The organism is Cryomorphaceae bacterium 1068, assembly GCA_027214385.1.
Taxonomy (GTDB): domain Bacteria; phylum Bacteroidota; class Bacteroidia; order Flavobacteriales_D; family Cryomorphaceae; genus JAKVAV01.
The window spans coordinates 347,980-374,671 of the sequence record JAPVXR010000002.1; the positions used below are offsets into that span (position 1 = coordinate 347,980).

Genomic DNA, 26,692 nt, shown 5'->3' on the forward strand with positions numbered 1-26,692 from the left:
TTTTTCGATACATGTCTTGGGTTGACGACATCTCCTATTTCTTTACTCCTTTAAAAAATGCTCTCTCTGGCTATTCGGCAGAAGAGGGGGCGAAGGTTGGTAATACACTTAGAATCCACAGCACTACATCCTTTCCCGATCTGGAAGGAGTGAAGTTTGCCATTGTCGGCGTTAAGGAGTCTCGAAGATCTCATTATGAACATCAGTCACATGCTCCCGATGCAGTACGATTAAAGCTCTATGAGCTCTTCGTTCCCTCAGAGAGTTTAGTTGGTGCAGATTTGGGTAATATTGAACCTGGAGAAACACCCGAAGACACAGATGCTGCCTTGAAGCAGGTCGTTGCCAATTTGACCACTCGTCGAATTCCTGTGATCGTTTTAGGAGGCACGCAAGAGCTCACCTTTGCAATCCATCAGGGATATGAGGCACTTGAGGTTCCTGTCAATCATACTATTGTCGATAACCGCATTGATCTGGGAGAATTTCGCGATCAATTGTCTATTGAGAATTACTTGAGTAAGATTGTGCTTCACGATCCATCCTATCTATTCAATCTTACCGTTCTGGGATATCACACGTACTATGCAGACCCTCAGGTGATGGAATTAATGGAAAAGATGTACTTCGAATCTATCAGAATTGGTCAAATCAAATCTGATCCCACAATCACTGAGCCCCTGATTCGCAATTCGGATACTGTTTCCATTGACATGATGAGCGTTAAAAATGAATCAGCACCAGGAACCTTTGAGCCGAATGGATTTGACGGAGAGTCGATCTGTAGAATAGCGAGATATTCGGGAATGAGTGACAAGGTTTCCACATTTGGCGTATTTAATTACAATGTGGAAAGTGATTCCTATGGGCAACAGGCTAACTTAATTGCACAGATGATATGGTATTTCTTAGAGGGATTACTCGGTAGGGTCAAAGAATTTCCTCTGGTTAAAAAACAGAACTTTTTGGAGTACAAGGTGCAGTTACCTGAATACAAAGAGGACCTTGTTTTTTTCAAAAGTAAGAGGACAGATCGATGGTGGATGAAAATTCCTTACGCTGTAAATGGCTCTAAGTTTTCTGATAGACACCATCTTATGCCTTGTGGTTATGATGACTACAAGAGAGCAAGTCAAGGAGAGATGCCTGACCTATGGTGGAAAACTTATCGCAAACTTGGTTGATTTATCAATTATAGGATTCCTCTTTATCTTAATATAACGAGCGCGGGTGACGTTAAAAATTTTTGTCAGTAAGCTTATTTAGTTATTTTAGCCACGTTCTTAGCGGCTAATGACCCCTCTCAAAGGGGTTGTTTTCGTTAGAAAACCAATTGAACCGAATGAAAAAACTTAGCCTTTCAATTGCTTCCATACTCATTGGCAGCACCTTGGTTTGGGGTCAACAAGACCCTCAATTTTCACAATTCATGTACGATAGGCTTTCTGTCAATCCTGCTTTTGCAGGAAGTAAAGATGCTATCTGTGCTACTTTAATTGGGAGGCAGCAGTGGTCCGGTCTTTCCGGTCAGCCTTCTACAGGCTTACTAAATGTATCTGGTCCTATTAATTCGATAAAAAGTGGAATTGGTGCTACAGTATATTTAGATGAAATAGGCCCTCAATCAACAACGGCCTTCAGGCTTTCATATGCCTACCACATCAAGATTTCCGGTTCCACCAAGCTTGCCCTAGGTGTTGGCTTGGGACTAATTAGTAGTTCATTAAGTAATGACTGGAGAGCATATGACTATGACAGCGATGGAAATTTGACGGGAGGAGGACTTGGTATAGGTGCGGGAGACCCTTCTATTCCACAACAGAGTCAACAAGCGTCCACCTTTGATGCTTCTTTTGGGGCCTACCTCTATAATTCGAAATATTATGTTGGCGTTTCGGCAGTTCACTTGAACGAAGGTGATTTGTCTGATCTTAATATTAAGGTAGCGCGACATCTTTACTTCATGGCGGGATATGATTTTGAATTGACGCCAATGTTGACACTGACTCCGCAAACATTGGTGAAAACAGACCTTGCTTCGACTCAAGTAGATGTTAATGCAACGGCTACCTACAATAATACTTTTTGGTTGGGCGTTAGTTACCGACTCGAAGATGCGATAGCGCCAATGGCTGGCTATAATTATCAATTTCCTGATGGAAAAAGTAACTTAAGAATAGGATATTCATACGACTTGACAACTTCGGAATTAAATAACTACAGCAGCGGTAGCCATGAAATAATGTTGGGCTATTGCTATAAGTTGCAAAAACCTTTACCCAAGCGAGTTTATAAAAACCCACGCTTCTTATAACGAAATTGTTTGAAACCATTAACCCCTGACTCTCGTAAAGAAGTTGCTGTAAAATCGTTTTTTAGAGGATTAATAACCTGCAAGGCATGAAAAGAATCATATTATTTCTGTTAGTTGCCGCGACCTTGGCTAGTTGTGTCGGTGGAAACCGAGGCGAACTTGTCGGTGTAGCACCGAGAGAGGATTGGATTCAGTACAATCCTTATGGAATGAATTATATTCATTTCGGGAGTTATGTAATGGGTTCTGATGATCAGGATGTGCCATACGCTCAAGTGAATAATAACAAGCGTGTGACCGTTTCGGCTTTTTATATGGACGATACCGAAATTTCTAATAACGAATATCGACAGTTCGTTTATTGGGTGAGAGATTCTATTGCTCACAGATATTTGGGCGAGGCTGGTATTGGCGAGCACGTGATCGAAGAAGATGAGTATGGTGAAATCATTGATCCGCCTATCATTAACTGGGATGAAGAGATCGAGTGGAATGGAGAAGATGAACGTGAAGAGCTTGCGGATTTATTTTTGCCTGAATATGAGCGATTCTACAGAAGGAAAGAGGTAGATACACGGAAGCTTAAATTCGAGTATTTCTGGGTAGACCTGAAAGCAGCGGCGAGCAAATCGGGTCGAGACTTAGACTTATCCTACACCAACATCAAAGGTCAGAACAACGCCATTAAAGGGCACACGGATAGAAGTAAGTTTATCATTAGAGAGATCATTAACGTATATCCCGATACCCTCGCGTGGGTGCATGATTTTACATATGGTTTTAATGAACCAATGACCGAAACTTATTTCTGGCATCCTGCATATGATAATTATCCTGTAGTTGGTGTGACTTGGCAGCAAGCCAAAGCATTCAACGTGTGGAGATCACAACTCCTGAGTTCTTGGCAACAAAGAAACGGTGAAACATACGTGCAAAGATTTAGGTTGCCTACAGAGGCGGAATGGGAATATGCTGCTCGCGGGGGTTTAGATAAAAACCCATACCCGTGGGGCGGCCCATACATCAGAAACATCTTGGGTTGTCCTTTGGCCAACTTTAAGCCACAGAGAGGTGATTATGTGGATGATGATGGATGTACAACAGTTGATGTTCGCTCTTATGAGCCGAATGGCTACGGATTATACTGTATGTCAGGAAATGTTGCAGAGTGGACAAGTACGGCATATGACGAATCTGTTTACGAATTTGCACATGATCTCAATCCGGAATATCAGTATGATGCATTGGCTGATGATCCACCTGCCTTGAAACGTAAGGTTATTCGCGGTGGATCTTGGAAAGATGTGTTCTATTACCTGCAAAACGGAACACGCTCATACGAATATCAAGATACTGCCAAATGCTATATAGGATTCCGCTCAGTCATGAGTTATCTCGGAAGAGGTAAGACTGGTAATCCTGAGGATTGGAATTAAAGACCTTCTCTTAAATCACCCCAAATTCTTCTTATTGAAACCAGCAAGAATTATTAACTATTTGTAAAAGCAAGGAAAATGAAACCAGGAAGTAAATCATGGAAAAAGTTTATGGCCAAACTCTACGGAATCGGAGCGGCTGTAGTAATTATTGGAGCACTATTTAAAATTCAGCATTGGCCGTTTGCGGGTGCGCTATTAGTAGTTGGTTTGACTACTGAGGCCGTTATTTTCTTCTTTTCGGCTTTCGAGCCTGTTCACGAAGAGTTGGATTGGTCACTTGTTTATCCTGAATTGAGATCGGGTGAACCTGCGAAAGAATCACTTTCACGTGGTGATGACGAGTCGATTACCGAACAATTGGATAATATGCTCGAAGAGGCCAAGATTGAGCCCGAGCTGATAGCCAGTCTTGGTAATGGCTTGAGGAGTCTAAGTAGTCAAGCTGAAAAGCTTAACGAAATTTCGGATGCTTCTGTAGCTACGAACGAATACACTGAATCCTTAAAAGGAGCTTCTGCTAAGGTTGGTGAATTATCAGACTCTTATGCAAGAGCTTCTGAAGCCCTTACAGGTCTTACTGAAGGTCAGGCAGAAGGAGCCTCAACAGGTGAGCACCTGAAGAAAATGAGCTCCAATTTAGCTGAGCTGAACAATATGTATGAAACTCAACTGCAAGAACTTCAAACTTCTTCTCAATTGTACAGTGGCATCACTGAATTGATGAAGAATCTTAACGAGTCAGTTGAGGATACGAAGAAGTATAAGGAGAACATCTCTGAATTGGCATCGAATCTTTCTCGACTGAATACAGTTTACGGCAATATGCTCTCTGCTATGAGTGCACCTGCCTCTGTTAACGTCTAATCACTCTTAAAACAAAGTCTTAAGACATGGCAGGAGGAAAAGAAACCCCAAGGCAGAAGATGATCGGTATGATGTACCTCGTACTGACCGCTCTTCTGGCCCTTAACGTTTCGAAAGAAATCTTGGATGCGTTTATCACGATCAACAATGGTCTGGAAACCACCATGGTTACTTTTGATGGAAAGCTCGGCGGACAATATGGTGCCTTTAATGCTTCCTATAACGAGAATAAAGAAAAGTACGGTGCAGCTTGGGCTCAGGCGCAGGAACTCCGTACCAAAGCCAACGAGATAGTGAGTCATATCGATCTTATCAAAGCAAAAACGATTGCTGAGACTGAAGGTTTGACCATAGAGGATGTGTTGGCTAAAAACGAATCTACAGGCAAAGATACCGTCTTAGACCTCAAATACGTGAGTAGTAAGGATAACTATGACGTGAATACCAACATTATGATTGGTGCTGAGCCTGATAAGCCACTAGACACGGATAATCCTGACGGTAATAACTACCGTGCAGTAGTTTTGAAGCAAGAGCTCATTGACTTTGGAAACGAGTTAAAGCAGATGGCTAAGGGAAATCCTACGCTGGTTAATTCTCTTGACAGTCTTTTTACATATCCCGAAAAGGTCAAAGACGCTTCAGGAACTACTACGAATTGGGAATCTTTGAATTTCTTTCACGTTCCACTAGCGGCTACGACTACTCTATTGAGTAAGCTACAAGCCGATGTGCGGAATGCTGAGTCTGATGTTTTGGGACACCTTTTTGCTGATGTTGAGGCCGCTTCTTATAAGTTCACTCAGCTGGCTCCGGTAGTTATCCCTGAGAAAACATACATCCTTGAAGGCGACTCGTTCAGAGCTAAAGTTTTCTTGGCAGCTTATGACAACACAAATTTACCTGCAATTGATTTAGGTCCTGAAGGGCTTGAACTTGATAGTGCTAGTTTAAGCCTTCCTGAAGGCCAGGGTTCGCCGGTTAAAGTTGGTGCAGATGGCTTCGGTCGAGTATCGCTACCGGCAAGAGGTATTGGTGATAAGCATTGGGAAGGAATTATTAAATTCCGAAATCCTGCTACAAAAGCAGAGGAGCCCTACAAATTTATTGTTGACTATGAAGTGGCGAAGCCTAGCTTGGTTGTTTCTCCAACAAAAATGAATGTACTATACAGGGGTATTGATAATCCTGTAGAGATTTCAGTTCCCGGAATTCCTCAAGATGCTTTGACTGCTACGATCTCTAATGGAACTCTATCCAAAAAGCCTGATGGATCTTACATTGCTAAGGTGAAGAAAGGATCTGAAGCAATCGTTAGAGTTTCTGCTGAAGTGCAAGGGAAGAAGAAGAGCATGGGAGAGTTTAAGTTCCGTCTTAAATCTGTTCCTGATCCTGTTGCAAAGTTCGCAGGTAAAACTGCGGTAGATAATACTGTGAAGAAAGCTGAGTTGACTGCTGCTTTGGGTGTTATTGCCGATTTGAAAGATTTTGTATTCGATTTGAATTATCCAATACGATCTTTTGACATTGCGGTGACTAATGGAGCTGATGTGAAGATTCTTTCTTCAACAAGTAACAGATTGACGGCACAGCAGAAAGAATTGCTTAGAGAAACCAGAAGGAATCAAACAGTAAGTGTTGAGAATATCAAGGCTACTGCACCTGATGGTACCATCAGAAAGCTGGCGGGTATTACCCTACGTATACTATAAATTCGATCATTATGAAGAGGAAATTTCATCTTGTACTCGCTCTCTTGATTGGTTCATTCGCTTTCACAAGCGGGTCTGAACTCCAAGCGCAAACCGTATTGGACGGTGCCTGGATCAAAGAGCACAACAAAACGAAAAAGGTTATTCAGTATCCTTTTATTCGTGAAGCAGATGTGATGTTTGCTAAACGGATATGGCAGGATATCGATCTCCGTGAGAAGATGAATATGCCTCTTTATTATCCTTTGGAGGAATCCAACGGAATGAAGAGTCTCTTCGACGTGATCAAGGATGCCTTATTGGTTGAAGGATCAATTACCGCCTACAGCACGGGAGTTACGGGGCGTGAGGATGATTTCCGTACACCACTTTTAAGAAGTGATGTTCAAAACATGCTCGAAAAGCCTGATACTACGTTTACTGAGGATCCTGATACAGGTGAGTTGGTCCCTGTTTATCAGGTGATCAAAACGACCTCTCAAGACATCAAAAGATACAGAGTCAAAGAAGATTGGTTTTTTGATAAGCAGCGCTCTGAACGTTATGTTCGAATCATCGGTATAGCTCCGCTAAAAGAGCGTAGAGATGAGAATGGCGAAGCTACGGGAGCCTATGAGACGTTATTTTGGTTGTACTTTCCTGAGTGTAGATATGTATTTGCCAACTGGGATTCGTTTAACCGATTTAACGATTCAGAAAGACGTTCTTTTGATGACCTGTTTCAGAAAAGAATGTTTAACTCAACGATAGTTAAAGAATCCAACGTTTATGACCGTAAGTTAGATGACGTTTACTCTGGAATCGACAGGCTACTTAAAGCTGAAGAGGTAAAGGAGAAGTTGTTTATTATGGAACATGACCTTTGGAGCTTTTAATTGCTTTTACAAATTGAATTCAAAAGCATCATGCTAGCGCATGGTGCTTTTTTGCTTTATGTTTAGACTAGAGAATATCCGTTTGAATTTTGCCCAACGTCCCATCTTTGATGGGATAGATCTGTTTATAGGTGAAAATGATAAAATAGGCCTGGTTGGAAAGAATGGTGCTGGTAAGACAACTTTGTTCAAGGTGATTATCGGGGATCAAGGCGTTGATGAAGGTCATATTTCCAAGCCCAAGGAGTATGGAATTGGTTACCTGCCGCAAGAGTTGGCTTTCAATTCTGATCTTTCGGTTAAGGAGGAAGTCTCAAAGGCTTTTGAGGTTACTCAGCATCTGGAAAGAAAAATCGAATCGATTTCAAAGGAGTTGGGCGAGAGGGAGGACTACGAAAGTGAAGAGTACATGGACCTCGCTGAGGAACTGAATCGAATCTCTACTCAACTTGGAATATATGATGTCGACTCCCAAGATCAGCAGATAGAGCTCGTTCTTCTTGGACTGGGATTCCTCAAGGAAGAATTCAAAAAGCCTCTTTCAGCATTTAGTGGTGGATGGCAGATGAGAGTAGCTTTGGCCAAGATTCTTCTTCAAAAACCCAACTTGTTGCTTCTCGATGAGCCTACAAACCACTTGGATATTGAGTCCATTCAATGGTTGGAGGACTATCTAAAGAATTATTCAGGAGCTGTCGTTCTTATTTCACACGACCGTTTGTTCCTGGACAATGTGACCAATCGCACAGCTGAATTGTTGAACGGGTCTATTTTCGATTATAATGCCGCCTATTCAAGATTCGTAGAGCTTCGAAAAGACGTCATTGAAAAACAAATTGAAGCGAAGAAGAACCAGGAGAAAGAAATCAAACAGACCGAAGACCTGATTAATAAATTCAGGGCTAAGGCCAACAAGGCTGCATTTGCTCAGAGTTTGATTAAGAAGCTGGACAAGATGGAGCGAATTGAAGTAGATGAAGAGGATGACTCTGCTATGGATTTTCGTTTCCAGCCTGCACCTCGAGCAGGGAAAGTCGTTGTAAAAGGACAAGGTTTGTCAAAATCCTACGGGTCTAAACAGATTTTTAAGGGATTGGATTTTGAGATTTTGAGAGGCCAGAAAGTAGCACTCATTGGGAAGAATGGAGTAGGTAAAACCACGATGACTAAGGTGATAGCGGGAGAGACCAGCTACGAAGGCGATTGCGAATTGGGCTACAACGTAGATGTTGGATACTACACACAAAACCAAAGTGACGAACTTCCCCCAAATCTAACAGCTCTCGAAGTGATTGAGAACGAGGCCACGGGAGAATACCGAAAAAAAGTGCGGTCTCTATTGGGGGCGTTCATGTTCAGTGGCGATGATGTATTCAAGAAAGTGAAGGTTCTTTCAGGGGGTGAAAAGGCCAGATTGGCCCTTTGTAAGCTTATGCTGCATCAGTATAACTTCTTGATCCTTGATGAGCCCACAAATCACTTGGATATGAGGTCAAAAGAAGTTCTCAAGCAGGCCATTATGGCCTATGATGGGACATTGTTAGTTGTTTCGCACGATAGGGATTTTCTGCAAGGCTTGGCTAATCCGGTAATTGAAATGCACGACTCTGCGATAACTACCTTTCCGGGAACGATTTCTGAGTTTCTTCAAAGAAAACGAGCTGAGAGTATTAAGCAGTACGAATACATCAAAAACTCCCCGAAAGAAAAGGTCAAAAAATCGACGGGTGTATCGGAGAAAGATAAGTGGAAGCTGAACAAGAGGTTGTCGGCTCTTGAGAAGGAGATAGAAAAAGTAGAAGATCAGATATCTAAACTCGAAATGGAAGGAGTGAACTTGGATCACACCGATCCCGAAAAAATCCAGGCCCATAGTTCAATGCTCGAGACAGCTCAGAAAAAACTGGAAAAGAAAATGACGGAGTGGGAGGAAGTGACTACCAAACTAGAGGGTTGATCAGGGTAAATTCTTCAAACTAGCTTAAATATCTAAATAAAAAAGCCGCTCATTTCTGAACGGCTTTTCTCGTAGTAGCGGGGGCCAGACTCGAACTGACGACCTTCGGGTTATGAGCCCGACGAGCTACCAACTGCTCCACCCCGCAATATCTCTTGGGTTATTTTGGTCTTTATGTTCCGTTAGAAGTCAATTCGCTAATTGATTCTTTTCTTTAACGGGGGTGCAAATATATATTTTGTTTCTTTGTTGGCAAAATTTATTTTCCATGGCGCATAAAGCGGGCTTTGTCAACATTATCGGTAGACCCAATGCAGGCAAGTCAACGCTGATGAATCGCTTGGTAGGAGAGCATATCTCCATTATCAATCGAAAGGTGCAGACTACCAGGCACCGAATAACGGGAATTGTCAATACGGAAGAGTATCAGATTGTCTACAGTGATACTCCTGGAATCCTTGAACCCAAGTATGCTCTGCAAAATAGCATGATGTCTTTCGTTAAGGAAGCTATTTCAGACGCTGACGTTCTACTTTTACTGGTAGATATCTACGACAAAAATGCTGACTTTTTTGGCCTTGAAACACCATTAAAGAACTTGGACATTCCCATTATTGGAGTTTTAAATAAAATAGATCTATCAGACCAAAGTAAGGTGGAAGAGATGTCTGATATTCTAAAGGAAAAATTTGGTCTAAAAGAGGTCATCCCTGTTTCTGCCTTGCACGATTTTGGTGTGGATGTACTAGAGCGAAGAGTGAAAGAACTGATCCCTGAGTCTCCGCCTTATTATGAGAAGGATGCGTTAACAGATCGACCTATGCGCTTTTTTGTAGAAGAGAGAATTCGTGAGAAGATTTTAACTCACTATAAAAAGGAAATTCCCTATTCAGTGGAAATCCAAGTGGAGGAATACAAAGACGAAGAAAATATTGTCAGGATCTCCGCTGTGATCTATGTAATGCGAAAGAGTCAAAAAGGGATTCTGATCGGCCACCAAGGGGCTGGGCTAAAACGAGTAGGTACTGAGGCCAGAAAGGACCTGGAAAAGTTTCTCGATAAGAAAGTCTTTCTTCAACTATATGTGAAGGTTGATGAAGACTGGAGAAACAAAGAGAACAAACTGAAGAATTACGGATACAAAGGATAATCATGCCCAATATAGTTGCAATAGTAGGAAGACCCAATGTGGGCAAATCCACTCTTTTCAATCGCCTAACCGAGACGAGAGATGCGGTAGTAGATCCTACCAGCGGGGTAACCCGAGATCGTCACTACGGTAAAGCTGAATGGACGGGATGGGAATTTTCTGTGATTGATACGGGAGGATATACCGTCAATAGCGAAGATGTCTTCGAGGAGGAGATAAAGAAGCAAGTAGAGTTGGCCATTGAGGAGTGCAGTTCCATTATCTTTTTGAATGACGTTACTACAGGTATCACGGATCATGATGAGGCAATTGCCGCTTTATTGAGAAAATCTGATAAGCCTATTCTAACCGTTGCCAACAAGGTAGATACCAACGATCGTATCGTACAAGCCTCTGAGTTTTACTCTTATGGTTTAGGGGAAGTTTATTGCGTTTCAGCTGCAAATGGTGGAGGAACAGGCGATCTTCTTGATGCTCTGGTTGCTACCTTTCCTGAGAAGATTCAGGAGCCCGAAGATGATATTCCAAAGATTTCGGTAGTTGGAAAACCGAACGTAGGGAAGTCTTCATTCATCAATGCTCTTCTTGGAAAGGAAAGAAACATTGTTACTGATCAAGCCGGTACCACGCGCGATTCGGTATTCACTCGCTATAATGCGTACGGATTTGATTTTAACTTGGTCGATACAGCTGGTATCCGGAAGCGAAGTAAGGTACATGAGGACATCGAGTTTTACTCCGTACTGCGCTCAGTAAGGAGCATTGAAAACAGCGATGTATGTATCCTAATTCTTGATGCTACTGAAGGAATTCAAAAGCAGGACCTCAACATCTTCAATATGATTGAGAAGAACGGGAAAGGTGTTGTGATTCTTGTGAATAAGTGGGATTTGGTGGAAAAGGATACCAACTCCACAAAAGTCTATGAGGACAAAATTCGCGATCGCATTGCTCCGTTCAATGACGTGCCGATAGTATTCACTTCAGCGCTTACTAAGCAGCGAATTCACAAAGCGATTGAAGAAGCTTTGAGCGTTTATGATCGATTGAAAACACGAATTCCCACTTCGAAACTCAACGAAGTATTTCAACCAATTTTTGAGTTTAGACAACCGCCTGCGTACAAAGGGAAGTACATTCGCATAAAATACCTGATGCAATTGCCAACTTCTAAAGTGGCTTTTGCCTTTTACTGCAATCTCCCTCAGTATATTAAGGAACCGTATCGTAGGTTTTTAGAAAATCAATTCAGGGAAAATTTCAACTTAGAAGGAATTCCCATAATGATTTTCTTTAGAAAGAAGTAGTCACAAAAGACACAAAATTTAACCCCATAAAAAATCCCACTCTCGAGTGGGATTTTTGATTACTGCTTTGTTATTGTCGAAAATATTAAAGGCCAAAAGCTTTTTTGATATCATCCACACGGTCAAGCTTCTCCCATGTGAATAGCTCTACCTCGACTTCCTTGGAGACGGTTGCATTTCCGTTGGAGCGGGTGAATGTTTTTGTTACCAACTCAGGAGTTCTTCCCATGTGGCCATAAGCTGCAGACTCTCCGTAAATAGGTTGTCTTAGTTTCAGGTCGCGTTCAATCATTCCGGGTCGAAGGTCGAATAGATCGGTTACCTTTTTAGCGATTTCACCATTGGACAAGTTCACGTTTGATGTTCCGTAAGTATCGATATACACTCCTGTCGGCTCAACAACTCCGATGGCATAAGAGACCTGAACCAATACTTGATCGGCCACTCCTGCTGCTACTAAGTTTTTAGCAATGTGTCGAGAGGCATAAGCTGCCGAACGATCTACTTTACTAGGGTCTTTTCCACTGAAAGCACCACCACCATGAGCACCTTTTCCTCCGTAAGTATCCACGATTATTTTTCTTCCCGTCAATCCTGCATCACCGTGTGGTCCACCGATAACGAATTTACCTGTTGGGTTGATGTGGTAAACGATGTCATCTGTGAATAAATCCTGAATGTGATGAGGAAGCTGTGCTACCACTCGTGGCATCAATATATTGATCAAATCCTTTCGAATTTCACCGCACATATCAGCCTCGGCTTTTTTCTTTGTAGCGTGATCGTTTGATTCAGCCATAACGAACTCATCGTGCTGGGTAGAAACTACGATAGACAAAATTTTCTGAGGTTGGTGATCGTCATTGTACTCAATAGTTACCTGCGACTTCGCGTCAGGACGTAAATATGGAATTTCCTTTCCTTCTCTTCTTAGTTCGGCAAGTACGCGCAAAATTCGATGTGATAAATCCAATGCCAACGGCATGTAATTATCTGTCTCATTAGTCGCATAACCGAACATCATTCCTTGGTCGCCAGCTCCTTGATCCTCAGGGTTTCCACGGTCTACACCTTGGTAGATATCGGGTGATTGCTCGTGAAGAGCACTCAATACACCACAGCTATTGGCCTCGAACATGTATTCGCTCTTGGTATAACCAATTCGCGTAATGACATCTCTTGCAATATTCTGAATGTCCACATACGTATCCGATCGCACCTCTCCGGCGATCACTACTTGGCCAGTTGTAACTAATGTTTCGCAGGCTACTTTTGACGTTGGGTCAAAAGCTAGGAAATTGTCCAAAATTGAATCGGAAATCTGATCGGCAATTTTGTCCGGGTGCCCTTCAGACACCGACTCGGAAGTGAAGGAGTAAGGCATGAAATATTTTAAGTTTTTTGTTAGTGTCCCGTTCGGAAAGGCCAATAGAAAATGCATTTTTTAGCATTTTTTACTGTGGTTGCAATAGGCCAAATCTTTCCACGGAAGTGGCACAAAAATAGAAAAAAAGAGACGTTGAAAACCTCTATTTCGTCAAGGACTTGAAAACATCTTCCAATCGACGTTCTTCCTTTCGTAACTCTTCAATATCGAGACCTTCGCGTGAAGCCAATTTCGAGAGTTCTCCGGTTAGTCCGTTTCCTTTTTCTGCGGAAACCAAATATTGACCCGAACCCAATCCCTTCACCTTCGTCACTCCGGGAAGGGCTTGAATCAATTCTGTATTGAGCTTACCATTTACATGGAAAAACACAACGTCTGATACGGCCTCTTCCTTCAGGTGAGTCATGCTATCATCGGCTACAATTTCACCTTTCTTAATGATAATCACTCGATCACAAATGGCCTCCACCTCTTGCATAATGTGCGTGCTGAGCAAAACTGATTTCTCCTTTCCGATTTTCCGAATCAAGGATCGAATGTCTTCCAATTGATTGGGGTCGAGCCCTGATGTGGGCTCATCCAGTATGAGAACTTCCGGGTCGTGAAGCATTGCCTGAGCCAAACCTACACGTTGCTTGTATCCTTTTGAGAGTTCACCGATCTTTTTATGACTCTCAGGGCTGAGGCCCACCGCTTCGATCATTTCCTCCACACTCTGTTTCTTGTTTTTCAACCCATACATTCCTCCTACAAAGGACAAGTATTCGCGAATGTACATTTCGTGGTAAAGCGGATTGCTCTCAGGGAGGTAGCCTACTCTTTTTCTTACGTCAATAGGCTTTTCATTCACGTCAAACCCTGAGACGTCAACGCTGCCTTCATCCGCAGGCAAGTAGGTGGTGATGATTTTCATCATCGTTGACTTACCTGCACCATTAGGTCCTAAGAATCCTACTACTTCACCTTTCTTTACTTCAAAAGATACTCCTTTTAAGGCCGCCTGGCTTCCGTAATACTTTGATACATTTTCGACTTTGATCGACATAGGCTGACGAAATTATACAACTTTCTTTGATCTATGCTACTTTAGCTTCCGCAATGCAGGAAGGGCTCGTAATAAAAAGCACAGGCAGTTGGTATACTGTTGAAACAACGCAAGGAGAAATTATAGATTGTCGCGTTAGAGGAAAGCTACGCATTAAAGGCATTCGTTCCACTAATCCTGTTGCCGTTGGTGATGTGGTGGATATAGATGGCGGGGCTGATAGCTATGTCATTTTAAATATTCACGAGCGTAAAAACTACATCGTTCGTAAATCGGTCAATCTTTCTAAGCAAAGTCACATTATAGCGGCCAACTTAGATTTAGCGGCGATCGTTGTTACGTTAAAAAATCCGACGACCTTCCCGACTTTCATCGATCGATTCTGTGTAGCGGCTGAGGCGTACCACATTCCTGTAGCGGTGGTCATCAACAAAGCTGACCTGCTGGATCGAGAAGAGCTTGAGATGGCTAATCATTTTTTAAGTGTCTATGCGAGCTTAGGTTATCAGACCTTAATCACTTCGGCAGAAGCGGCACAAGGACTTGAGGAATTCAAAAACCTCCTCGAAAACAAAACCGTTTTATTGACCGGACATTCTGGCGTTGGAAAATCCAGATTGGTCAATGCCATTGATCCAAACCTCAATGCAAAGGTTGGCGAGATTTCTGATTTCCATCAAATGGGAAAGCATACGACGACCTTTGCACAAATGCATCACCTCAGTTTTGGAGGGTACATTGTGGATACACCTGGGATTCGCGGTTTCGGATTGGTGCATTTTGAAAAAGAAGAATTGGCAGGATATTTCCCCGAAATGCGTCGCCTATTACCTGACTGCAAATACTACAATTGTATTCACGACAATGAACCGGGCTGCGCTGTGAAGGCAGCTTTGGATACTGGAGAAGTGGCGCGAACCCGCTACAACAGTTATTTAAATATGCTCCAAGAAACGGATGAACAAACCTTCAGAACATGAAAGCGGTTATTCAGCGGGTGCGAAAATCCAAAGTAGAAATTGACGATGAAGTCAAAGGTGAAATAGGCACCGGACTTAATGTCCTGGTAGGAGTGGGGCAAGATGATACCGAGGAGGATGCTAATTGGCTGGCAGCCAAAATCGCGACTTTGAGAATTTTCAATGACAAAGACGGCCTGATGAACCTCTCGGTGAATGAAGTAAGAGGAGATGTATTGGCGATAAGCCAATTCACCTTGCATGCCAAAACCAAGAAGGGTACAAGACCTTCATACATTCGAGCAGCTAAGCCCGATCTTGCCGTGCCGCTTTACGAGCATTTTTTGAAAGTGCTCCAGCATGAAGTGTTTGGTAGAGTAGAGTCAGGGATTTTCGGTGCTGATATGAAAGTAATGATTGAAAACGATGGGCCCGTGACTATTCTCATCGATACAAAAAACAAAGACTGATGGAGATAAAAGAATTGCAGGAGCAAGTCGATGCGTGGATAAAACAATATGGAGTGCGCTACTTCAATGAGCTGACCAATATGGCCATCCTTACGGAAGAAGTAGGGGAGTTAGCACGTATCATATCTCGACGCTACGGCGAACAGTCAGAGAAAGAAAGCGACAAGAACAAAGACTTGGGAGATGAGATGGCTGATGTGCTTTGGGTGCTGACCTGTCTGGCAAATCAAACAGGGATAGACTTGGAAAAAGCCGTTCAGAAAAACTTTGAAAAGAAGACTGGGCGAGACAACAAAAGACATTTCGATAACCCTAAGTTGAAGGAGTAAAAAATTGTGAAACTAAAATAGATTCGACGCGTAAAAGGAGACAGAATCATATGATTCGTTCCCCTTTAAAAACAAGTTTAATCCTCAACAGCAGCGCTGATTCTTTAATGAATCGGCGCTTTTTTTTATTGTATGAAAAAGCCGCTCTTTATGGAGCGGCTTTTAATATTCTGAGACCTTAGTGGCTATTCGGCCAAGATGATCACTTTGTTGTCTTTCACTTCAGCCACGCCACCGTCGATGTCAAAGGTTGTTTCCTTTCCTGAAGCATCGGTTACTTTCACCTGTCCTTTTTTGAGGGCAGAGATAAGCGGAGCGTGACGGTCGAGAATACCCAGACTTCCGTCGATACCGGGAACCGTCACAGAAGTGGCGTCGCCTGAATATAGACTCTCATCGGGTGTAATGATGTCAACGTTCATGTCTTATTTGTTATCAGCGAGCATTTTCTCTCCCGCTTCGATTACGTCGTCAATGTTTCCTTTCAAGTTGAAAGCTGCTTCAGGATACTGATCTAGCTCTCCATCGAGAATCATGTTGAATCCTTTGATACATTCTTCAATCGGAACCAATACACCTTCAAGACCTGTAAACTGCTCTGCTACGTGGAAGGGTTGCGAAAGGAATCGCTGTACACGACGTGCTCTGTGCACAATTTGCTTATCCTCTTCACTCAATTCATCCATACCCAAAATGGCGATGATGTCTTGAAGTTCCTTGTAGCGTTGAAGTGTTTCTTTCACCCGTTGTGCACAGTCATAGTGCTCGTTTCCTACGATTTCTCTAGAAAGAATTCGAGACGTTGAATCCAATGGATCCACCGCAGGATAAATTCCCAGCTCAGCAATCTTTCTCGAAAGTACCGTAGTTGCATCCAAGTGAGAGAATGTCGTCGCGGGTGCAGGGTCAGTCAAGTCATCCGCAGGCACGTAAACCGCTTGTACAGATGTGATCGATCCACGCTTGGTAGAAGTAATTCGCTCTTGCATGGCACCCATCTCAGTAGCGAGTGTAGGTTGATAACCTACCGCTGATGGCATACGACCTAGAAGTGCTGATACCTCAGAACCTGCTTGGGTAAATCGGAAAATGTTATCGATGAAGAAAAGGATGTCTTTTCCTTGTCCGTCTTCTTCTCCGTCACGGAAATATTCCGCCATAGTCAATCCTGATAGCGCAACACGTGCACGTGCCCCCGGGGGTTCGTTCATCTGACCGAATACGAAAGTGGCTTGTGAAGTCTTCATTTTCTCCTTGTCAACTTTTGACAAGTCCCATCCACCGCTTTCCATGCTTTCCATGAAATCATCACCATAGGTGATAATCCCTGACTCAAGCATCTCGCGAAGAAGGTCGTTTCCTTCACGGGTTCTTTCACCTACTCCTGCGAATACTGAAAGGCCGGAGTAACCTTTTGCAATATTGTTGATCAACTCCTGAATCAATACGGTTTTACCAACTCCCGCACCACCGAAGAGACCAATCTTTCCTCCTTTCGAATAAGGCTCGATAAGGTCAATTACTTTAATACCGGTGTATAGAATTTCGTTCGCTGTCGAAAGATTTTCGAATTTCGGAGCTGCACGGTGAATCGGTGAACCACCTTCTTTTGAAACATCGCCAATACCATCAATGGCATCGCCGGTTACATTGAAGAGGCGTCCTTTCACTTGCTCGCCGATTGGCATTACAATCGGATTTCCCGTGTTTACCACTTCGGTTCCTCTTGCGATTCCGTCGGTAGCTTCCATTGCGATGGTACGCACGGTATCTTCACCTACGTGTTGTTGACACTCAAGAACCAATTTAGAGCCATCAGCTCTTGTGATTTCCAAAGAGTCATAAATGTTCGGCAAATTTTGCTCATCCGCAAAACTTACGTCAATTACCGGTCCGATGACCTGGACTACTTTACCGGTATTTTTCGCCATTTTTGTTGTGTTAAGATTTGACTTTTAGGGTCGCTAAATTGCGGTGCAAAGCTAAAATTTAACTTGGTTATTACCAACCCGTTTAGCGCATTTAATTTTTCATAATTTTGAAGCCGCTTTGCAGCGCTAATCCTATTAAACAAAGGAGACTAACTTGGAAGTATACCACGATGTTGCCGATTTTCATCCTACCTCTGGTACCATCGTTACGGTGGGAACATTTGATGGAGTTCACATCGGGCATAAAACCATTATCAATCGCATCAATGAATTGGCAAAAAATCAAAACGGCGAATCCGTTCTTTTGACTTTTTGGCCACACCCTAGGTTGGTGCTCTTTCCAGATGATAACGAACTGAAGCTTCTTTCCACCCTTAGAGAAAGAATTGAGCTCTTGAGGGAATCAGGAATTGATCATTTGATCATCCATCCCTTTTCAGTCGATTTTAGTCGGATCACTGCGGTGGAATACGTTCGCGATATTTTGGTGAGAGACCTCAACGTCTCCAAATTAGTCATAGGCTATGACCATCATTTCGGTAGGAACCGTGAGGGTAATTTGGAGGAGCTTAAGAGTGTAGCCCCTGATTACGGTTTTGAAGTAGAGGAGATCTCAGCACAAGAAATTGACGACGTCAATGTGAGCTCTACAAAAATTAGAAATGCGTTATTGGATGGAGATTTGGCTAAGGCCAATGAGTTTTTGGGGTATCGGTACTCCGTTTCCGGTAAGGTTATAAAAGGACAGGAAATTGGCCGCAGTATTGGTTTTCCCACGGCCAACTTAGAACCTGATGAATCCTACAAATTGATTCCCGGTAACGGAGTATACTCTGTGGCTGTTGATTATGATGGGAGAATCTATCGCGGAATGGCTAATCTCGGGAATCGCCCTACTGTGAGTGATTCTGAAGATCGAATTTTAGAAGTCAATCTATTTGAATTTGACGGAGACCTTTACGAAAAGGAAATCAAGGTTACCTTCGTGGATCGAATTCGCGATGAGATCAAATTTGAAAGCCTTGAACAACTTCGTGCCCAGCTTCAAAAGGATGCTACTGTGGCTGGTCGTCACCTCGACGATCTTTCTGACCACGATATCATTTACTAGGGTTTCTCCCTGCACCGGTGTTAAAAACGGGCTTCTTTCCTTGAAAGGTCAGCAAGCAGCCGAATTGGATCATTTCTGCGATTGCTCATTTGAGAAGCTCCAAATCAAGAGGGCTTCATTGGTTAATCTTCCCGCTTGTGTAAGAAGTATGGATTTGACTTCTCTCAAAATTGAGAATGCACCATTGGTCAAACTCCCTGACGGAATACTGAGCTTAAAGAGGTTGGAAGAGCTCTCTTTCAAGCACACAGCACTTCCTTTTCTTCCAGAAGAAATCAATCAACTCAAGTCATTACGACGGCTCGATTTGCGCGGAACGGAGATCAATTCTCTACCGGAAGGCCTGGATCATTTGGAGAAGATCGACCTGCGCTTTACCAAAATCAATAAGTCGGATCAGAAGGCTATTCGAAATCAATACCCGCAAGTAAAAATATTCTTTTCATCACCTTGCAATTGCAAATAATATGACCGCTACAGTAGAAGTATCCATGTATCCATTGCGCGAAGATTACGAAGAGCAGATTCTAGCTTTTCTCGCTTTGCTTCACAGAGAATCAGAATTGGTGATTCGTGTAAATGCTATGAGCACTCAGGTGAAAGGCGATTATGATTTGGTGTTCGAGACATTGAAGAATGCGACCAAGGAGGTTTATAAAAACGGAGTGAAAGCCTCATTCGTGATGAAGGTTTTGCAGGCAGATCTCGATTTGGGCTATAGTTATGACGCCTGAAACGCTTGAATATACCGCCGTGGCTTTCAACATCGGATACGTGATATTGGCTGCGCGTGAGAATATTTGGTGTTGGCCATTGGGAATTATCGGATCTGCATTGAGCATTTGGCTTTTTATCGATTCGAAAATCTATGCCGAGTCGGTGCTATTCACATATTACGTTATCATGGGGTTTTACGGCTGGAGGGCTTGGAATCGAGGAAAAAGCGATTCCGGCAAATTTGAAATCAGAACCTTGACTATTCCGATTCACTTGGGTATTCTGCTTGGAGGATATGCCGCTACCGTTGGGCTTTTTTTTCTTCTGAAGACATTCACGGATGCTGAGATGCCACTGCTTGATTCCTTCACCACCATCTTTAGCTTCATTGCCACCTGGATGGTCGCCAAGAGAATCATCGAAAATTGGCTTTACTGGATTTGCATCAATGCCTTAACCATTTATCTTTATTATTCTCGCGATCTCAATGTCTATGCAATGCTTTCAGTGGTCTACACTGTTTTGGCCGTTTACGGTTATTTCGCTTGGCGAAAAGATTTTGAAAAACAAACCCTCACCTCATGATTCGCATTGCTATCACAGGTCCTGAAAGCAGCGGGAAGTCTGATTTGGCGAAAGCCTTAGCACAACATTTCGATACGACGCATGCCCCCGAGTATGCCCGCATATATTTGGAAAAGAACGGGCCCGAATATGCCTACCAAGACTTGGATGAGATTTGTCGAGGTCAAATAGCCCAGGAACAAAAGGCCTTGGCTGCGGCCAAAAGAATCTGCTTCTTCGATACCGATATGTTGGTTCTAAAAATCTGGTCGAAATTTCGCTTCGGCCGAGTTTCTAATGTCATCGAACAAGCCATGAGCGAAAGAAAATACGATCACTATTTGCTTTGCAAGCCCGATCTACCGTGGTCATTAGACCCTCTTCGCGAAAGTCCATCTGACGCAGAGCGGAATGTTTTATTCACTTTTTACCGAAATGAATTGGAAAGCGGTCGCTGCTCTTATTCCATCGTAGAAGGTGAGGAGAATGAACGACTTCATTCAGCAGTCAGCGCCTTAGAAAGGCTGAAGTTGGTTTAAACATGCAGAATAGTCTTAAAAAAACAATCGACCACTTTTCTATGTCAAAATCCTTGATTTGAAATTTCAACCGATTACATTTGACCCATCTCACAGGGGTGCCTTACACGAAACGGTCAAACGAGACCATTCATAAAGGCTGAGATCATACCCTATGTCCTCAAATCGTAGAGGACATATACCTGATCCGGATAATGCCGGCGTAGGGAGCTAATTGTTTTGGTTATCGACTGCCCCCAAGCACGAGACCTCAACTAAAAAATTAATTGAAATGATTCAAAAATTAAGTTCAGCCATAGCGGCTGTGATGTTCCTGTTTGCAGGAGCAAATGGACAAGATCTGATCCAAGGAACGGTGATGGATGCGGACGGTAATCCGCTGGTAGCGGCTACTGTTCAAATTTATGGTAAATCGCTTGGCACTTATTCCAATGCTAAGGGAGCCTACAAATTCTCCAATTTGAAGTCTGGAGATTATACCCTCTTGTTTTCATATTTAGGTATGGAGCCTGTGAAGAAAGAGGTCACGCTTTCGGGCGTTGCGGTTGTGGATGTTGTGATGCAATCCAGTACCTATGTTTCTGAAGGCGTCACCATTACAGCGGTGCGCGCCGAGGCGGATGAGCCCGTCTCGCAAGTGACACGTGGCCTCAAGACCATCGAGTCAAATTTTCAAGGGCAGGACGCGGGGTTTTTATTGGAAAAATTATCTCCATCCATCGTTACCTATTCTGAAAGTGGAACGAATTTCTCGAATTATGCGGGATTCCGTTTGCGCGGAATGGATCAAACTCGGGTCAATATGACCCTCAATGGAGTTCCATTGAACGACATGATTGACCAAGGAGTATTCTTTTCAAACTTCACAGATTTTGGAAATAGTATTCAATCGGTTCAAATCCAGCGAGGTGCTGGAACGAGCTCCAACGGAACATCGTCGTATGCGGGTTCTATCAACTTTGAATCGATCAATGTATACGATACCGTTCCTTCGGCTCAGGTGCAGCTCACTGGCGGATCCTTCAACACCTTTCGCGCCAGCGCCGAAGTGCAAACAGGCAGAATGGAAAACAATTTGGCTTTCTACGCTCGATATGCTGGAATGACTTCAGATGGGTACCGAGATAACACGGGTACAGATTCGAGATCGTTTTTCTTTTCAGGAGCTTATTTTGCCAAAAAGCATACTCTGAAATTTACGGGTTTCGTTGGTCGATCTCAGAATGAACTCGGCTATTCCCCCGTTTCCATTGAGGACATCCGGAATAATCCCAGAACCAACTATATCTCGCCAAACGATGTGGATGACTTCGGGCAATGGATGGCGCAGTTTCAGCACAATTACGAAATCAACAAGCGAATATCTCTAGTCAGCACAGTTTATGTTAACGGAGCTGGTGGCGATTTCCCTTTTGGATTTGAGGATGAGGCTGGTGCGTTTACACAAATCAATTATCCGCTATACAACCAGCACATTGGAGCTATGTCGCAGCTCAATGTCCGGTCGGATGACAATAAAACTCGAATGAATTTTGGCCTGCATGGATATACATTCGGCCGTGAGAACATCGAGCAGATTATTCCCGATTACGACAATCCTTATTATGAAGATGAGTCGCGGAAAAACGAATTCGCTGCCTTTGCGAAAGCCCGCCACTCATTTGGATCGTTAACGGTATTTGGAGATGTACAGATTCGTGCAGTGCAATTGGCGTTAACACCTGATAGCGAATTTCTTGGGTCTGACACTGCCATTCCTGATCGTGAGTGGTTGTTTGTAAACCCGCGAGCTGGAGTAACGTATGCGTTCACCGATCGGATCAGCGGATACGCCTCGATTGGACGGACGGGTCGCGAACCAACGAGGTTCGATATTCTTGGTTCAACACAAATAAACGCGGGGAACATCGGTATTGCTCAAAATGAAAATTCGGTAAAGCCCGAATATGTGAATGATCTGGAGGTAGGAGCCAAGCTTCAAGGTCAGAGTTTCGCCGTGAACGCGAATTTCTTCTTTATGCAATTTGAAAATGAGATTGCTCCTATTGGAGCTTTTATTCCGGAAGGGTTCGTTCAAGTTTATGAAAATCAAGAATCCAGCTACCGAACCGGTATTGAACTGGACTATTCGTGCCGTATACTTCCGATACTAAGGTTATTTGGAAATGCGACCTATATGCAGAGCCGTATTTCTGAATATATTCCCACCGACAGTGATGAAACCTTTACCGACATCACCCCAATATTGAGTCCTGAATGGAATGTTCGTGCCAGCCTCGAAGTAGAAGTTATCGAGGATCTCTTTGTCTATTTCTCAGCGCGCTATTTGAGCGAAAGCTATTTGGAGTTGACCAACAATTCTGAATTGATCATCCCTGAATCATTCGTGGCCGACGTAGGCGTGAGGTATACTATCCTGAAAAAGTATGAAATCAAAGTAGACTTGAACAACGTTTTTGACAACCTCTACTATACCAATGGTGCTCCTATTGATAATTTTGAGGGCACCTTCAGTCCTGGATTTTTTGTTCAGCCACCGCGAAATGTATTTGCAACGCTGACAATGCGATTTTAGAAAGCATCAGCAGCTTCCAAGGCCTTTTTGAAAACGATATGCGGTGCTTCTTCCGAGTTCCAAACCGAACCGAGGAGCACCGCTCCTTCAAATCCTAAATCGGCTATTTCGGGAATTCTCTCAGCATCTACACCACCCAAGGCAAAAACGGGCTGTCTGGCTTGTGGAATCATGATGAGCAGCGCTCTTTTGCTGAATCCTCCTGACAAGGTGCTGTGCGTAATGCTATCGAAAACAGGACTCAAAAAAGTGTAAGAGTATTTGCGCTTTTCGTTGGTGATGTCTGTAAGCTTGTGAAAGGTTCGCGTCACCAAAAGGTTTTTATCGAATTTCCTTTTTAAGTAAAGGCGGAACCCGTAAAATTTCCCGCGCTTTCTGTGTTTTCTACTCAAGTGAATTCCTCCCAGTTTTAAACTGGCAGCTAGACCGTGGTAGCTATGTATGACCAAACGCTTTCGGTATTTTTCTGGAAACAACTTAATATACTCCGTCAATTCTTTACGGTTCAACCTTGGTTTTCTGATGTGAAAATGCTCCAATCCTGCCTCAAACATTCTGATCACCTCGACGATTTCATCGGGCTGATCTTTTGGACTGGATACGACAACGATTTTCATGTCGACTGGGTTTTTAATAAACCCAATTCTTGAATCAAATGGGGATTCTCTTCTGCTCCGTTGCCAACAACGATCATATCTGCTCCTGCTTCAAATGCTTTTGCGGCCGCTGCACCACTTCTGATTCCGCCTCCTACGATTAACGGGAGGTCTATGGATTTCCTTACTTCAGAAATCATCTTGGGACTCACAGCCTTGTCGGCTCCGCTGCCACCATCGAGATACATGAGTTTCAGTCCGAGCATTTCTCCAGCCATGGCTGTCGCTGCGGCTATGCCAGGTTTGTGATAGGGTATCGGTTGGGTGCCGCTGACATATTCAGCGGTGGTTGGTCTTCCGCAACCTATTAATAGGTATCCAGTGGGAAGAATTTCCAATGACGCGTTTTTCAACAAAGGTGCTGCCGCCACGTGATGCCCAATCAAGTATTCGGAATTTCTTCCGCTCAATAGACTTAAAAAAAGAATGGCATCTGCCTCTGTGCGAATTTGAGCAGGACTCGATGGGAACAAGATCACAGGAATGGTTGTAATCTCTTTGATCATCTTTAAGGAATCAAATTCCTCATTTTTCGTAATGAGGCTTCCGCCAAAGAGGATAAAGTCAATGGAAGCATTTTCGGCTTTTCTCACCACATCCATCACCTGATCTGAGTTTTGAATTGAGTCAGGGTCAATTAAAAGAGCTAGCAATTTCTTGCCTTCTGCTTTTGCATGAATTATAGAGTCGAGGATTTTCATCATTTAGCCCAAAAGTATCTATTCGAGCACATACGCCAAACTCAGGTCATCGAGAAAATCGCCAAAAAGAGTATGAACGGCCGTTCTGTCTTGGCGTGGCAAGCTGACATTTACCGTGTTGGTAACGGGGTCGTGGTTTTCAATAATCACCGCTTTGAAAGGAACTCCTGTACCATAATATTTAAAAACGGCTTCTTTTATGGACCAAGTGAGAGAAAGTGCAGCCAATTCTGAAGGGGCTTTTATCTGCTTCAACTCCTCAGAATTCGTGAATTTGTCTTGAATTTTTTTCAACTTATCATTGAAAACCTGTACATCAAGCCCCGCATTTTTTTGCGAAAGCATAAGACCCACCACATTATCTGAATGTGAAAATGAAATTTGTGGTCCGTTATAAAGATGGGGTTTACGCTCCTTGTAAAAGTCGATCGCTGCGGGGTGAGAAGTGATAAGCAGAAATCTCGAAGCATACCACTGCAGTGCCTTCTCGGGTCTTTTTATCCTATCTCCCACTTCTGTCGGGAACCCTTCGTCAATTAGTTTGTTTCTAAAATAAGATGCCTCTTCCGTGATTTTCCAAAGGGTGACTTCGCAATCTGAATGAGACCTGTGATAGTGGAGTGGCATCGTGCAAATATCTAATTATTAAGGTGTCGATTGAAGACTTCAAGGTTCTTCGTATCTTTGCGCCTCGAAATCAAAAAGATTACAAAAGAATGAGCAATTCTGCCGAAACACAAAAGTTACCTTATAAAGTTAAGGACATCACCCTAGCCGACTGGGGAAGAAAAGAAATTCAGCTTGCAGAAGCTGAAATGCCCGGATTGATGGCATTGAGAGAAGAGTACGGAAAGGAGAAGCCATTGAAAGGCGCTCGCATCGCGGGTTGTCTTCACATGACTGTGCAAACTGCAGTACTAATTGAGACCTTGGTGGAATTGGGAGCAGATGTGACTTGGTCCAGCTGTAACATTTTCTCTACTCAAGACCACGCTGCCGCGGCTATCGCTGAAACGGGCGTTCCTGTATATGCTTGGAAAGGTATGACCGACGAAGAATTTGACTGGTGTATCGAGCAGACGATCATCTTCCCTGACGGGCAGCCGTTGAACATGATTCTGGACGATGGCGGTGACCTTACTAATATGGTATTGGACAACTACCCTGAGCTGGTAGATGCTATCAAAGGTCTTTCAGAAGAAACGACTACAGGTGTTCACCGTCTGTATGAGCGCATGCGTAACGGAACACTTACGATGCCTGCAATCAATGTGAACGACTCTGTAACCAAGTCTAAGTTTGACAACAAGTACGGATGTAAAGAATCATTGGTAGATGCGATCCGTCGTGCTACTGATGTGATGATGGCCGGAAAAGTTGCCGTGGTTGCCGGATACGGAGATGTGGGTAAAGGTTCTGCTGCTTCATTGAGAGGTGCTGGTGCTCGCGTTATTGTTACCGAGATTGATCCGATCTGTGCGCTTCAAGCTGCTATGGATGGTTTTGAGGTAAAGAAAATGATAGATGCTGTAGCTGAATCTGACATCGTTGTTACTGCCACAGGTAATAAGGACATCATCAGCGAGAAGCACTTCAAAGCAATGAAGGACAAAGCGATTGTCTGCAACATTGGTCATTTTGACAATGAAATTGACGTAGCTTACCTGAAGAAAAATTGGGAGCATACCAATATTAAGCCTCAAGTAGATATGTTCACATTGGGCGGAAAAGACTTGATCCTGTTGGCTGAGGGTCGATTGGTAAACTTGGGTTGCGCCACAGGACACCCTTCATTTGTGATGTCAAATTCCTTCACGAACCAAACTTTGGCTCAAATGGAATTGTGGAACAACACCGATCAGTACGAGAACAAAGTATACACTTTGCCAAAGCATTTGGATGAGAAGGTGGCCATGCTTCACTTGAGTAAAATCGGAGTTGAACTTGAAACGCTTAGCAAAGAGCAAGCTGACTATATCGGTGTAACAGTCGAAGGTCCATTCAAAACAGACGAGTACCGATACTAAAAGATAGTATTCCGTATAAAAGTAAAAGGCCGCTTCAATCGAAGCGGCCTTTTTTCTTGTACT

Annotated in this window: 26 protein-coding genes, 1 tRNA gene and 1 riboswitch; of the genes, 19 read left to right on the forward strand and 8 right to left on the reverse strand. The window is 43.3% G+C overall.

Going from position 1 to position 26,692, the window contains the following annotated elements; genetic code table 11:
• The first annotated feature begins 11 nt into the window (after positions 1-11).
• The 7 genes from O3Q51_04345 (at position 12) to O3Q51_04375 (ending at position 9,161) form a co-directional block, all read left to right on the forward strand.
• Entirely contained in the window at positions 12-1,184 is a 1,173-nt protein-coding gene (locus tag O3Q51_04345; protein MCZ4408024.1) for a formimidoylglutamase, read from the forward strand.
• A gap of 158 nt (positions 1,185-1,342) precedes the next feature.
• Entirely contained in the window at positions 1,343-2,314 is a 972-nt protein-coding gene (locus O3Q51_04350) for a type IX secretion system membrane protein PorP/SprF (protein ID MCZ4408025.1), read from the forward strand.
• 86 nt (positions 2,315-2,400) lie between these two features.
• Complete coding sequence (locus O3Q51_04355) at positions 2,401-3,750, forward strand: SUMF1/EgtB/PvdO family nonheme iron enzyme (protein ID MCZ4408026.1); 1,350 nt, start codon at positions 2,401-2,403, stop codon at positions 3,748-3,750.
• A 78-nt stretch (positions 3,751-3,828) separates the two neighbouring features.
• Positions 3,829-4,617: a gliding motility protein GldL gene (gene gldL, locus O3Q51_04360; GenBank protein ID MCZ4408027.1), complete on the forward strand. Its 789-nt coding sequence runs from the start codon at positions 3,829-3,831 to the stop codon at positions 4,615-4,617.
• A gap of 26 nt (positions 4,618-4,643) precedes the next feature.
• The gene (gldM, locus tag O3Q51_04365; GenBank protein ID MCZ4408028.1) at positions 4,644-6,329 is read left to right on the forward strand and encodes a gliding motility protein GldM; all 1,686 of its coding nucleotides are present in this window, start codon (positions 4,644-4,646) and stop codon (positions 6,327-6,329) included.
• Positions 6,330-6,340: 11 nt separating this feature from the next.
• Positions 6,341-7,204 (forward strand): gliding motility protein GldN, encoded by an 864-nt coding sequence (gene gldN, locus O3Q51_04370; GenBank protein ID MCZ4408029.1) that lies wholly within the window; start codon positions 6,341-6,343, stop codon positions 7,202-7,204.
• A 58-nt stretch (positions 7,205-7,262) separates the two neighbouring features.
• Positions 7,263-9,161 carry an ABC-F family ATP-binding cassette domain-containing protein gene (locus O3Q51_04375; GenBank protein MCZ4408030.1) on the forward strand — a complete coding sequence of 633 codons (1,899 nt, stop codon included), beginning with the start codon at positions 7,263-7,265 and terminating at the stop codon, positions 9,159-9,161.
• Between the two features lie 75 nt (positions 9,162-9,236).
• Here O3Q51_04375 and O3Q51_04380 read toward each other — a convergent pair.
• A tRNA-Met gene (locus O3Q51_04380) sits at positions 9,237-9,309 on the reverse strand.
• Positions 9,310-9,429: 120 nt separating this feature from the next.
• Here O3Q51_04380 and era point away from each other — a divergent pair.
• Together era and der are read left to right on the forward strand one after the other, a co-directional pair.
• Positions 9,430-10,311 (forward strand): GTPase Era, encoded by an 882-nt coding sequence (gene era, locus O3Q51_04385; protein ID MCZ4408031.1) that lies wholly within the window; start codon positions 9,430-9,432, stop codon positions 10,309-10,311.
• A 2-nt stretch (positions 10,312-10,313) separates the two neighbouring features.
• Positions 10,314-11,618: a ribosome biogenesis GTPase Der gene (gene der / locus O3Q51_04390; GenBank protein MCZ4408032.1), complete on the forward strand. Its 1,305-nt coding sequence runs from the start codon at positions 10,314-10,316 to the stop codon at positions 11,616-11,618.
• 85 nt (positions 11,619-11,703) lie between these two features.
• Here der and metK read toward each other — a convergent pair whose 3' ends face one another.
• Entirely contained in the window at positions 11,704-13,002 is a 1,299-nt protein-coding gene (metK, locus tag O3Q51_04395) for a methionine adenosyltransferase (protein MCZ4408033.1), read from the reverse strand.
• Positions 13,003-13,147: 145 nt separating this feature from the next.
• A complete protein-coding gene (gene gldA, locus O3Q51_04400) occupies positions 13,148-14,050 on the reverse strand; it encodes a gliding motility-associated ABC transporter ATP-binding subunit GldA (GenBank protein MCZ4408034.1) in 903 nt (300 codons plus the stop codon).
• Between the two features lie 53 nt (positions 14,051-14,103).
• Here gldA and rsgA point away from each other — a divergent pair, with 53 nt between their 5' ends.
• From rsgA to O3Q51_04415, 3 genes are read left to right on the forward strand one after another with little or no spacing between them, the layout of a single operon-like run.
• Positions 14,104-15,030 (forward strand): ribosome small subunit-dependent GTPase A, encoded by a 927-nt coding sequence (gene rsgA, locus O3Q51_04405; GenBank protein ID MCZ4408035.1) that lies wholly within the window; start codon positions 14,104-14,106, stop codon positions 15,028-15,030.
• Entirely contained in the window at positions 15,027-15,479 is a 453-nt protein-coding gene (gene dtd, locus O3Q51_04410; GenBank protein ID MCZ4408036.1) for a D-aminoacyl-tRNA deacylase, read from the forward strand. The genes rsgA and dtd overlap by 4 nt, the downstream gene beginning before the upstream one ends.
• Entirely contained in the window at positions 15,479-15,808 is a 330-nt protein-coding gene (locus tag O3Q51_04415; protein ID MCZ4408037.1) for a nucleotide pyrophosphohydrolase, read from the forward strand. Before dtd ends, O3Q51_04415 begins: the two co-directional genes overlap by 1 nt.
• Before the next feature lie 185 nt (positions 15,809-15,993).
• On the opposite strand, the gene atpC is transcribed toward O3Q51_04415, so the two are convergent.
• Positions 15,994-16,230: an ATP synthase F1 subunit epsilon gene (gene atpC, locus O3Q51_04420; GenBank protein MCZ4408038.1), complete on the reverse strand. Its 237-nt coding sequence runs from the start codon at positions 16,228-16,230 to the stop codon at positions 15,994-15,996.
• Positions 16,231-16,233: 3 nt separating this feature from the next.
• Positions 16,234-17,739 (reverse strand): F0F1 ATP synthase subunit beta, encoded by a 1,506-nt coding sequence (gene atpD / locus O3Q51_04425; protein ID MCZ4408039.1) that lies wholly within the window; start codon positions 17,737-17,739, stop codon positions 16,234-16,236.
• 154 nt (positions 17,740-17,893) lie between these two features.
• Here atpD and O3Q51_04430 point away from each other — a divergent pair, with 154 nt between their 5' ends.
• The 6 genes from O3Q51_04430 to O3Q51_04455 all read left to right on the forward strand — a co-directional run bounded on the left by O3Q51_04430 (position 17,894) and on the right by O3Q51_04455 (position 23,245).
• Positions 17,894-18,850 carry a bifunctional riboflavin kinase/FAD synthetase gene (locus O3Q51_04430; protein ID MCZ4408040.1) on the forward strand — a complete coding sequence of 319 codons (957 nt, stop codon included), beginning with the start codon at positions 17,894-17,896 and terminating at the stop codon, positions 18,848-18,850.
• 40 nt (positions 18,851-18,890) lie between these two features.
• Positions 18,891-19,316, forward strand: coding sequence for a hypothetical protein (locus O3Q51_04435; protein ID MCZ4408041.1), 426 nt, complete (start codon positions 18,891-18,893; stop codon positions 19,314-19,316).
• Between the two features lies 1 nt (position 19,317).
• Entirely contained in the window at positions 19,318-19,584 is a 267-nt protein-coding gene (locus O3Q51_04440; protein MCZ4408042.1) for a YkoF family thiamine/hydroxymethylpyrimidine-binding protein, read from the forward strand.
• A complete protein-coding gene (gene pnuC / locus O3Q51_04445) occupies positions 19,574-20,152 on the forward strand; it encodes a nicotinamide riboside transporter PnuC (protein ID MCZ4408043.1) in 579 nt (192 codons plus the stop codon). The genes O3Q51_04440 and pnuC overlap by 11 nt, the downstream gene beginning before the upstream one ends.
• Positions 20,149-20,670 carry an AAA family ATPase gene (locus O3Q51_04450; GenBank protein ID MCZ4408044.1) on the forward strand — a complete coding sequence of 174 codons (522 nt, stop codon included), beginning with the start codon at positions 20,149-20,151 and terminating at the stop codon, positions 20,668-20,670. The genes pnuC and O3Q51_04450 overlap by 4 nt, the downstream gene beginning before the upstream one ends.
• An 84-nt stretch (positions 20,671-20,754) precedes the next feature.
• Positions 20,755-20,896: riboswitch (TPP riboswitch) on the forward strand.
• A 45-nt stretch (positions 20,897-20,941) separates the two neighbouring features.
• On the forward strand, positions 20,942-23,245 hold the full coding sequence (locus O3Q51_04455) for a TonB-dependent receptor (protein ID MCZ4408045.1): 2,304 nt from the start codon (positions 20,942-20,944) through the stop codon (positions 23,243-23,245).
• Here O3Q51_04455 and O3Q51_04460 read toward each other — a convergent pair.
• The 3 genes from O3Q51_04460 to O3Q51_04470 are packed head-to-tail and all read right to left on the reverse strand — an operon-like array spanning position 23,242 to position 25,229.
• On the reverse strand, positions 23,242-23,862 hold the full coding sequence (locus O3Q51_04460) for a thiamine phosphate synthase (GenBank protein ID MCZ4408046.1): 621 nt from the start codon (positions 23,860-23,862) through the stop codon (positions 23,242-23,244). The two genes, O3Q51_04455 and O3Q51_04460, sit on opposite strands and share 4 nt — an antisense overlap.
• On the reverse strand, positions 23,859-24,605 hold the full coding sequence (locus O3Q51_04465) for a geranylgeranylglyceryl/heptaprenylglyceryl phosphate synthase (protein MCZ4408047.1): 747 nt from the start codon (positions 24,603-24,605) through the stop codon (positions 23,859-23,861). The genes O3Q51_04460 and O3Q51_04465 overlap by 4 nt, the downstream gene beginning before the upstream one ends.
• A 15-nt stretch (positions 24,606-24,620) precedes the next feature.
• The gene (locus O3Q51_04470; protein ID MCZ4408048.1) at positions 24,621-25,229 is read right to left on the reverse strand and encodes a 4'-phosphopantetheinyl transferase superfamily protein; all 609 of its coding nucleotides are present in this window, start codon (positions 25,227-25,229) and stop codon (positions 24,621-24,623) included.
• Positions 25,230-25,318: 89 nt separating this feature from the next.
• On the opposite strand from O3Q51_04470, the gene ahcY reads away from it, so the two are divergent.
• On the forward strand, positions 25,319-26,629 hold the full coding sequence (gene ahcY / locus O3Q51_04475) for an adenosylhomocysteinase (protein ID MCZ4408049.1): 1,311 nt from the start codon (positions 25,319-25,321) through the stop codon (positions 26,627-26,629).
• Positions 26,630-26,692 lie beyond the last annotated feature (63 nt).

Bases quoted from the DNA above. Each gene is read 5' to 3' on its own strand.
- O3Q51_04345 (MCZ4408024.1), top strand. From the start codon at position 12: ATGTCTTGGGTTGACGACATCTCCTATTTCTTTACTCCTTTAAAAAAT.
- O3Q51_04350 (MCZ4408025.1), top strand. From the start codon at position 1,343: ATGAAAAAACTTAGCCTTTCAATTGCTTCCATACTCATTGGCAGCACC.
- O3Q51_04355 (MCZ4408026.1), top strand. From the start codon at position 2,401: ATGAAAAGAATCATATTATTTCTGTTAGTTGCCGCGACCTTGGCTAGT.
- gldL (MCZ4408027.1), top strand. From the start codon at position 3,829: ATGAAACCAGGAAGTAAATCATGGAAAAAGTTTATGGCCAAACTCTAC.
- gldM (MCZ4408028.1), top strand. From the start codon at position 4,644: ATGGCAGGAGGAAAAGAAACCCCAAGGCAGAAGATGATCGGTATGATG.
- gldN (MCZ4408029.1), top strand. From the start codon at position 6,341: ATGAAGAGGAAATTTCATCTTGTACTCGCTCTCTTGATTGGTTCATTC.
- O3Q51_04375 (MCZ4408030.1), top strand. From the start codon at position 7,263: ATGTTTAGACTAGAGAATATCCGTTTGAATTTTGCCCAACGTCCCATC.
- era (MCZ4408031.1), top strand. From the start codon at position 9,430: ATGGCGCATAAAGCGGGCTTTGTCAACATTATCGGTAGACCCAATGCA.
- der (MCZ4408032.1), top strand. From the start codon at position 10,314: ATGCCCAATATAGTTGCAATAGTAGGAAGACCCAATGTGGGCAAATCC.
- metK (MCZ4408033.1), bottom strand. From the start codon at position 13,002: ATGCCTTACTCCTTCACTTCCGAGTCGGTGTCTGAAGGGCACCCGGAC.
- gldA (MCZ4408034.1), bottom strand. From the start codon at position 14,050: ATGTCGATCAAAGTCGAAAATGTATCAAAGTATTACGGAAGCCAGGCG.
- rsgA (MCZ4408035.1), top strand. From the start codon at position 14,104: ATGCAGGAAGGGCTCGTAATAAAAAGCACAGGCAGTTGGTATACTGTT.
- dtd (MCZ4408036.1), top strand. From the start codon at position 15,027: ATGAAAGCGGTTATTCAGCGGGTGCGAAAATCCAAAGTAGAAATTGAC.
- O3Q51_04415 (MCZ4408037.1), top strand. From the start codon at position 15,479: ATGGAGATAAAAGAATTGCAGGAGCAAGTCGATGCGTGGATAAAACAA.
- atpC (MCZ4408038.1), bottom strand. From the start codon at position 16,230: ATGAACGTTGACATCATTACACCCGATGAGAGTCTATATTCAGGCGAC.
- atpD (MCZ4408039.1), bottom strand. From the start codon at position 17,739: ATGGCGAAAAATACCGGTAAAGTAGTCCAGGTCATCGGACCGGTAATT.
- O3Q51_04440 (MCZ4408042.1), top strand. From the start codon at position 19,318: ATGACCGCTACAGTAGAAGTATCCATGTATCCATTGCGCGAAGATTAC.
- pnuC (MCZ4408043.1), top strand. From the start codon at position 19,574: ATGACGCCTGAAACGCTTGAATATACCGCCGTGGCTTTCAACATCGGA.
- O3Q51_04450 (MCZ4408044.1), top strand. From the start codon at position 20,149: ATGATTCGCATTGCTATCACAGGTCCTGAAAGCAGCGGGAAGTCTGAT.
- O3Q51_04455 (MCZ4408045.1), top strand. From the start codon at position 20,942: ATGATTCAAAAATTAAGTTCAGCCATAGCGGCTGTGATGTTCCTGTTT.
- O3Q51_04460 (MCZ4408046.1), bottom strand. From the start codon at position 23,862: ATGAAAATCGTTGTCGTATCCAGTCCAAAAGATCAGCCCGATGAAATC.
- O3Q51_04465 (MCZ4408047.1), bottom strand. From the start codon at position 24,605: ATGATGAAAATCCTCGACTCTATAATTCATGCAAAAGCAGAAGGCAAG.
- O3Q51_04470 (MCZ4408048.1), bottom strand. From the start codon at position 25,229: ATGCCACTCCACTATCACAGGTCTCATTCAGATTGCGAAGTCACCCTT.
- ahcY (MCZ4408049.1), top strand. From the start codon at position 25,319: ATGAGCAATTCTGCCGAAACACAAAAGTTACCTTATAAAGTTAAGGAC.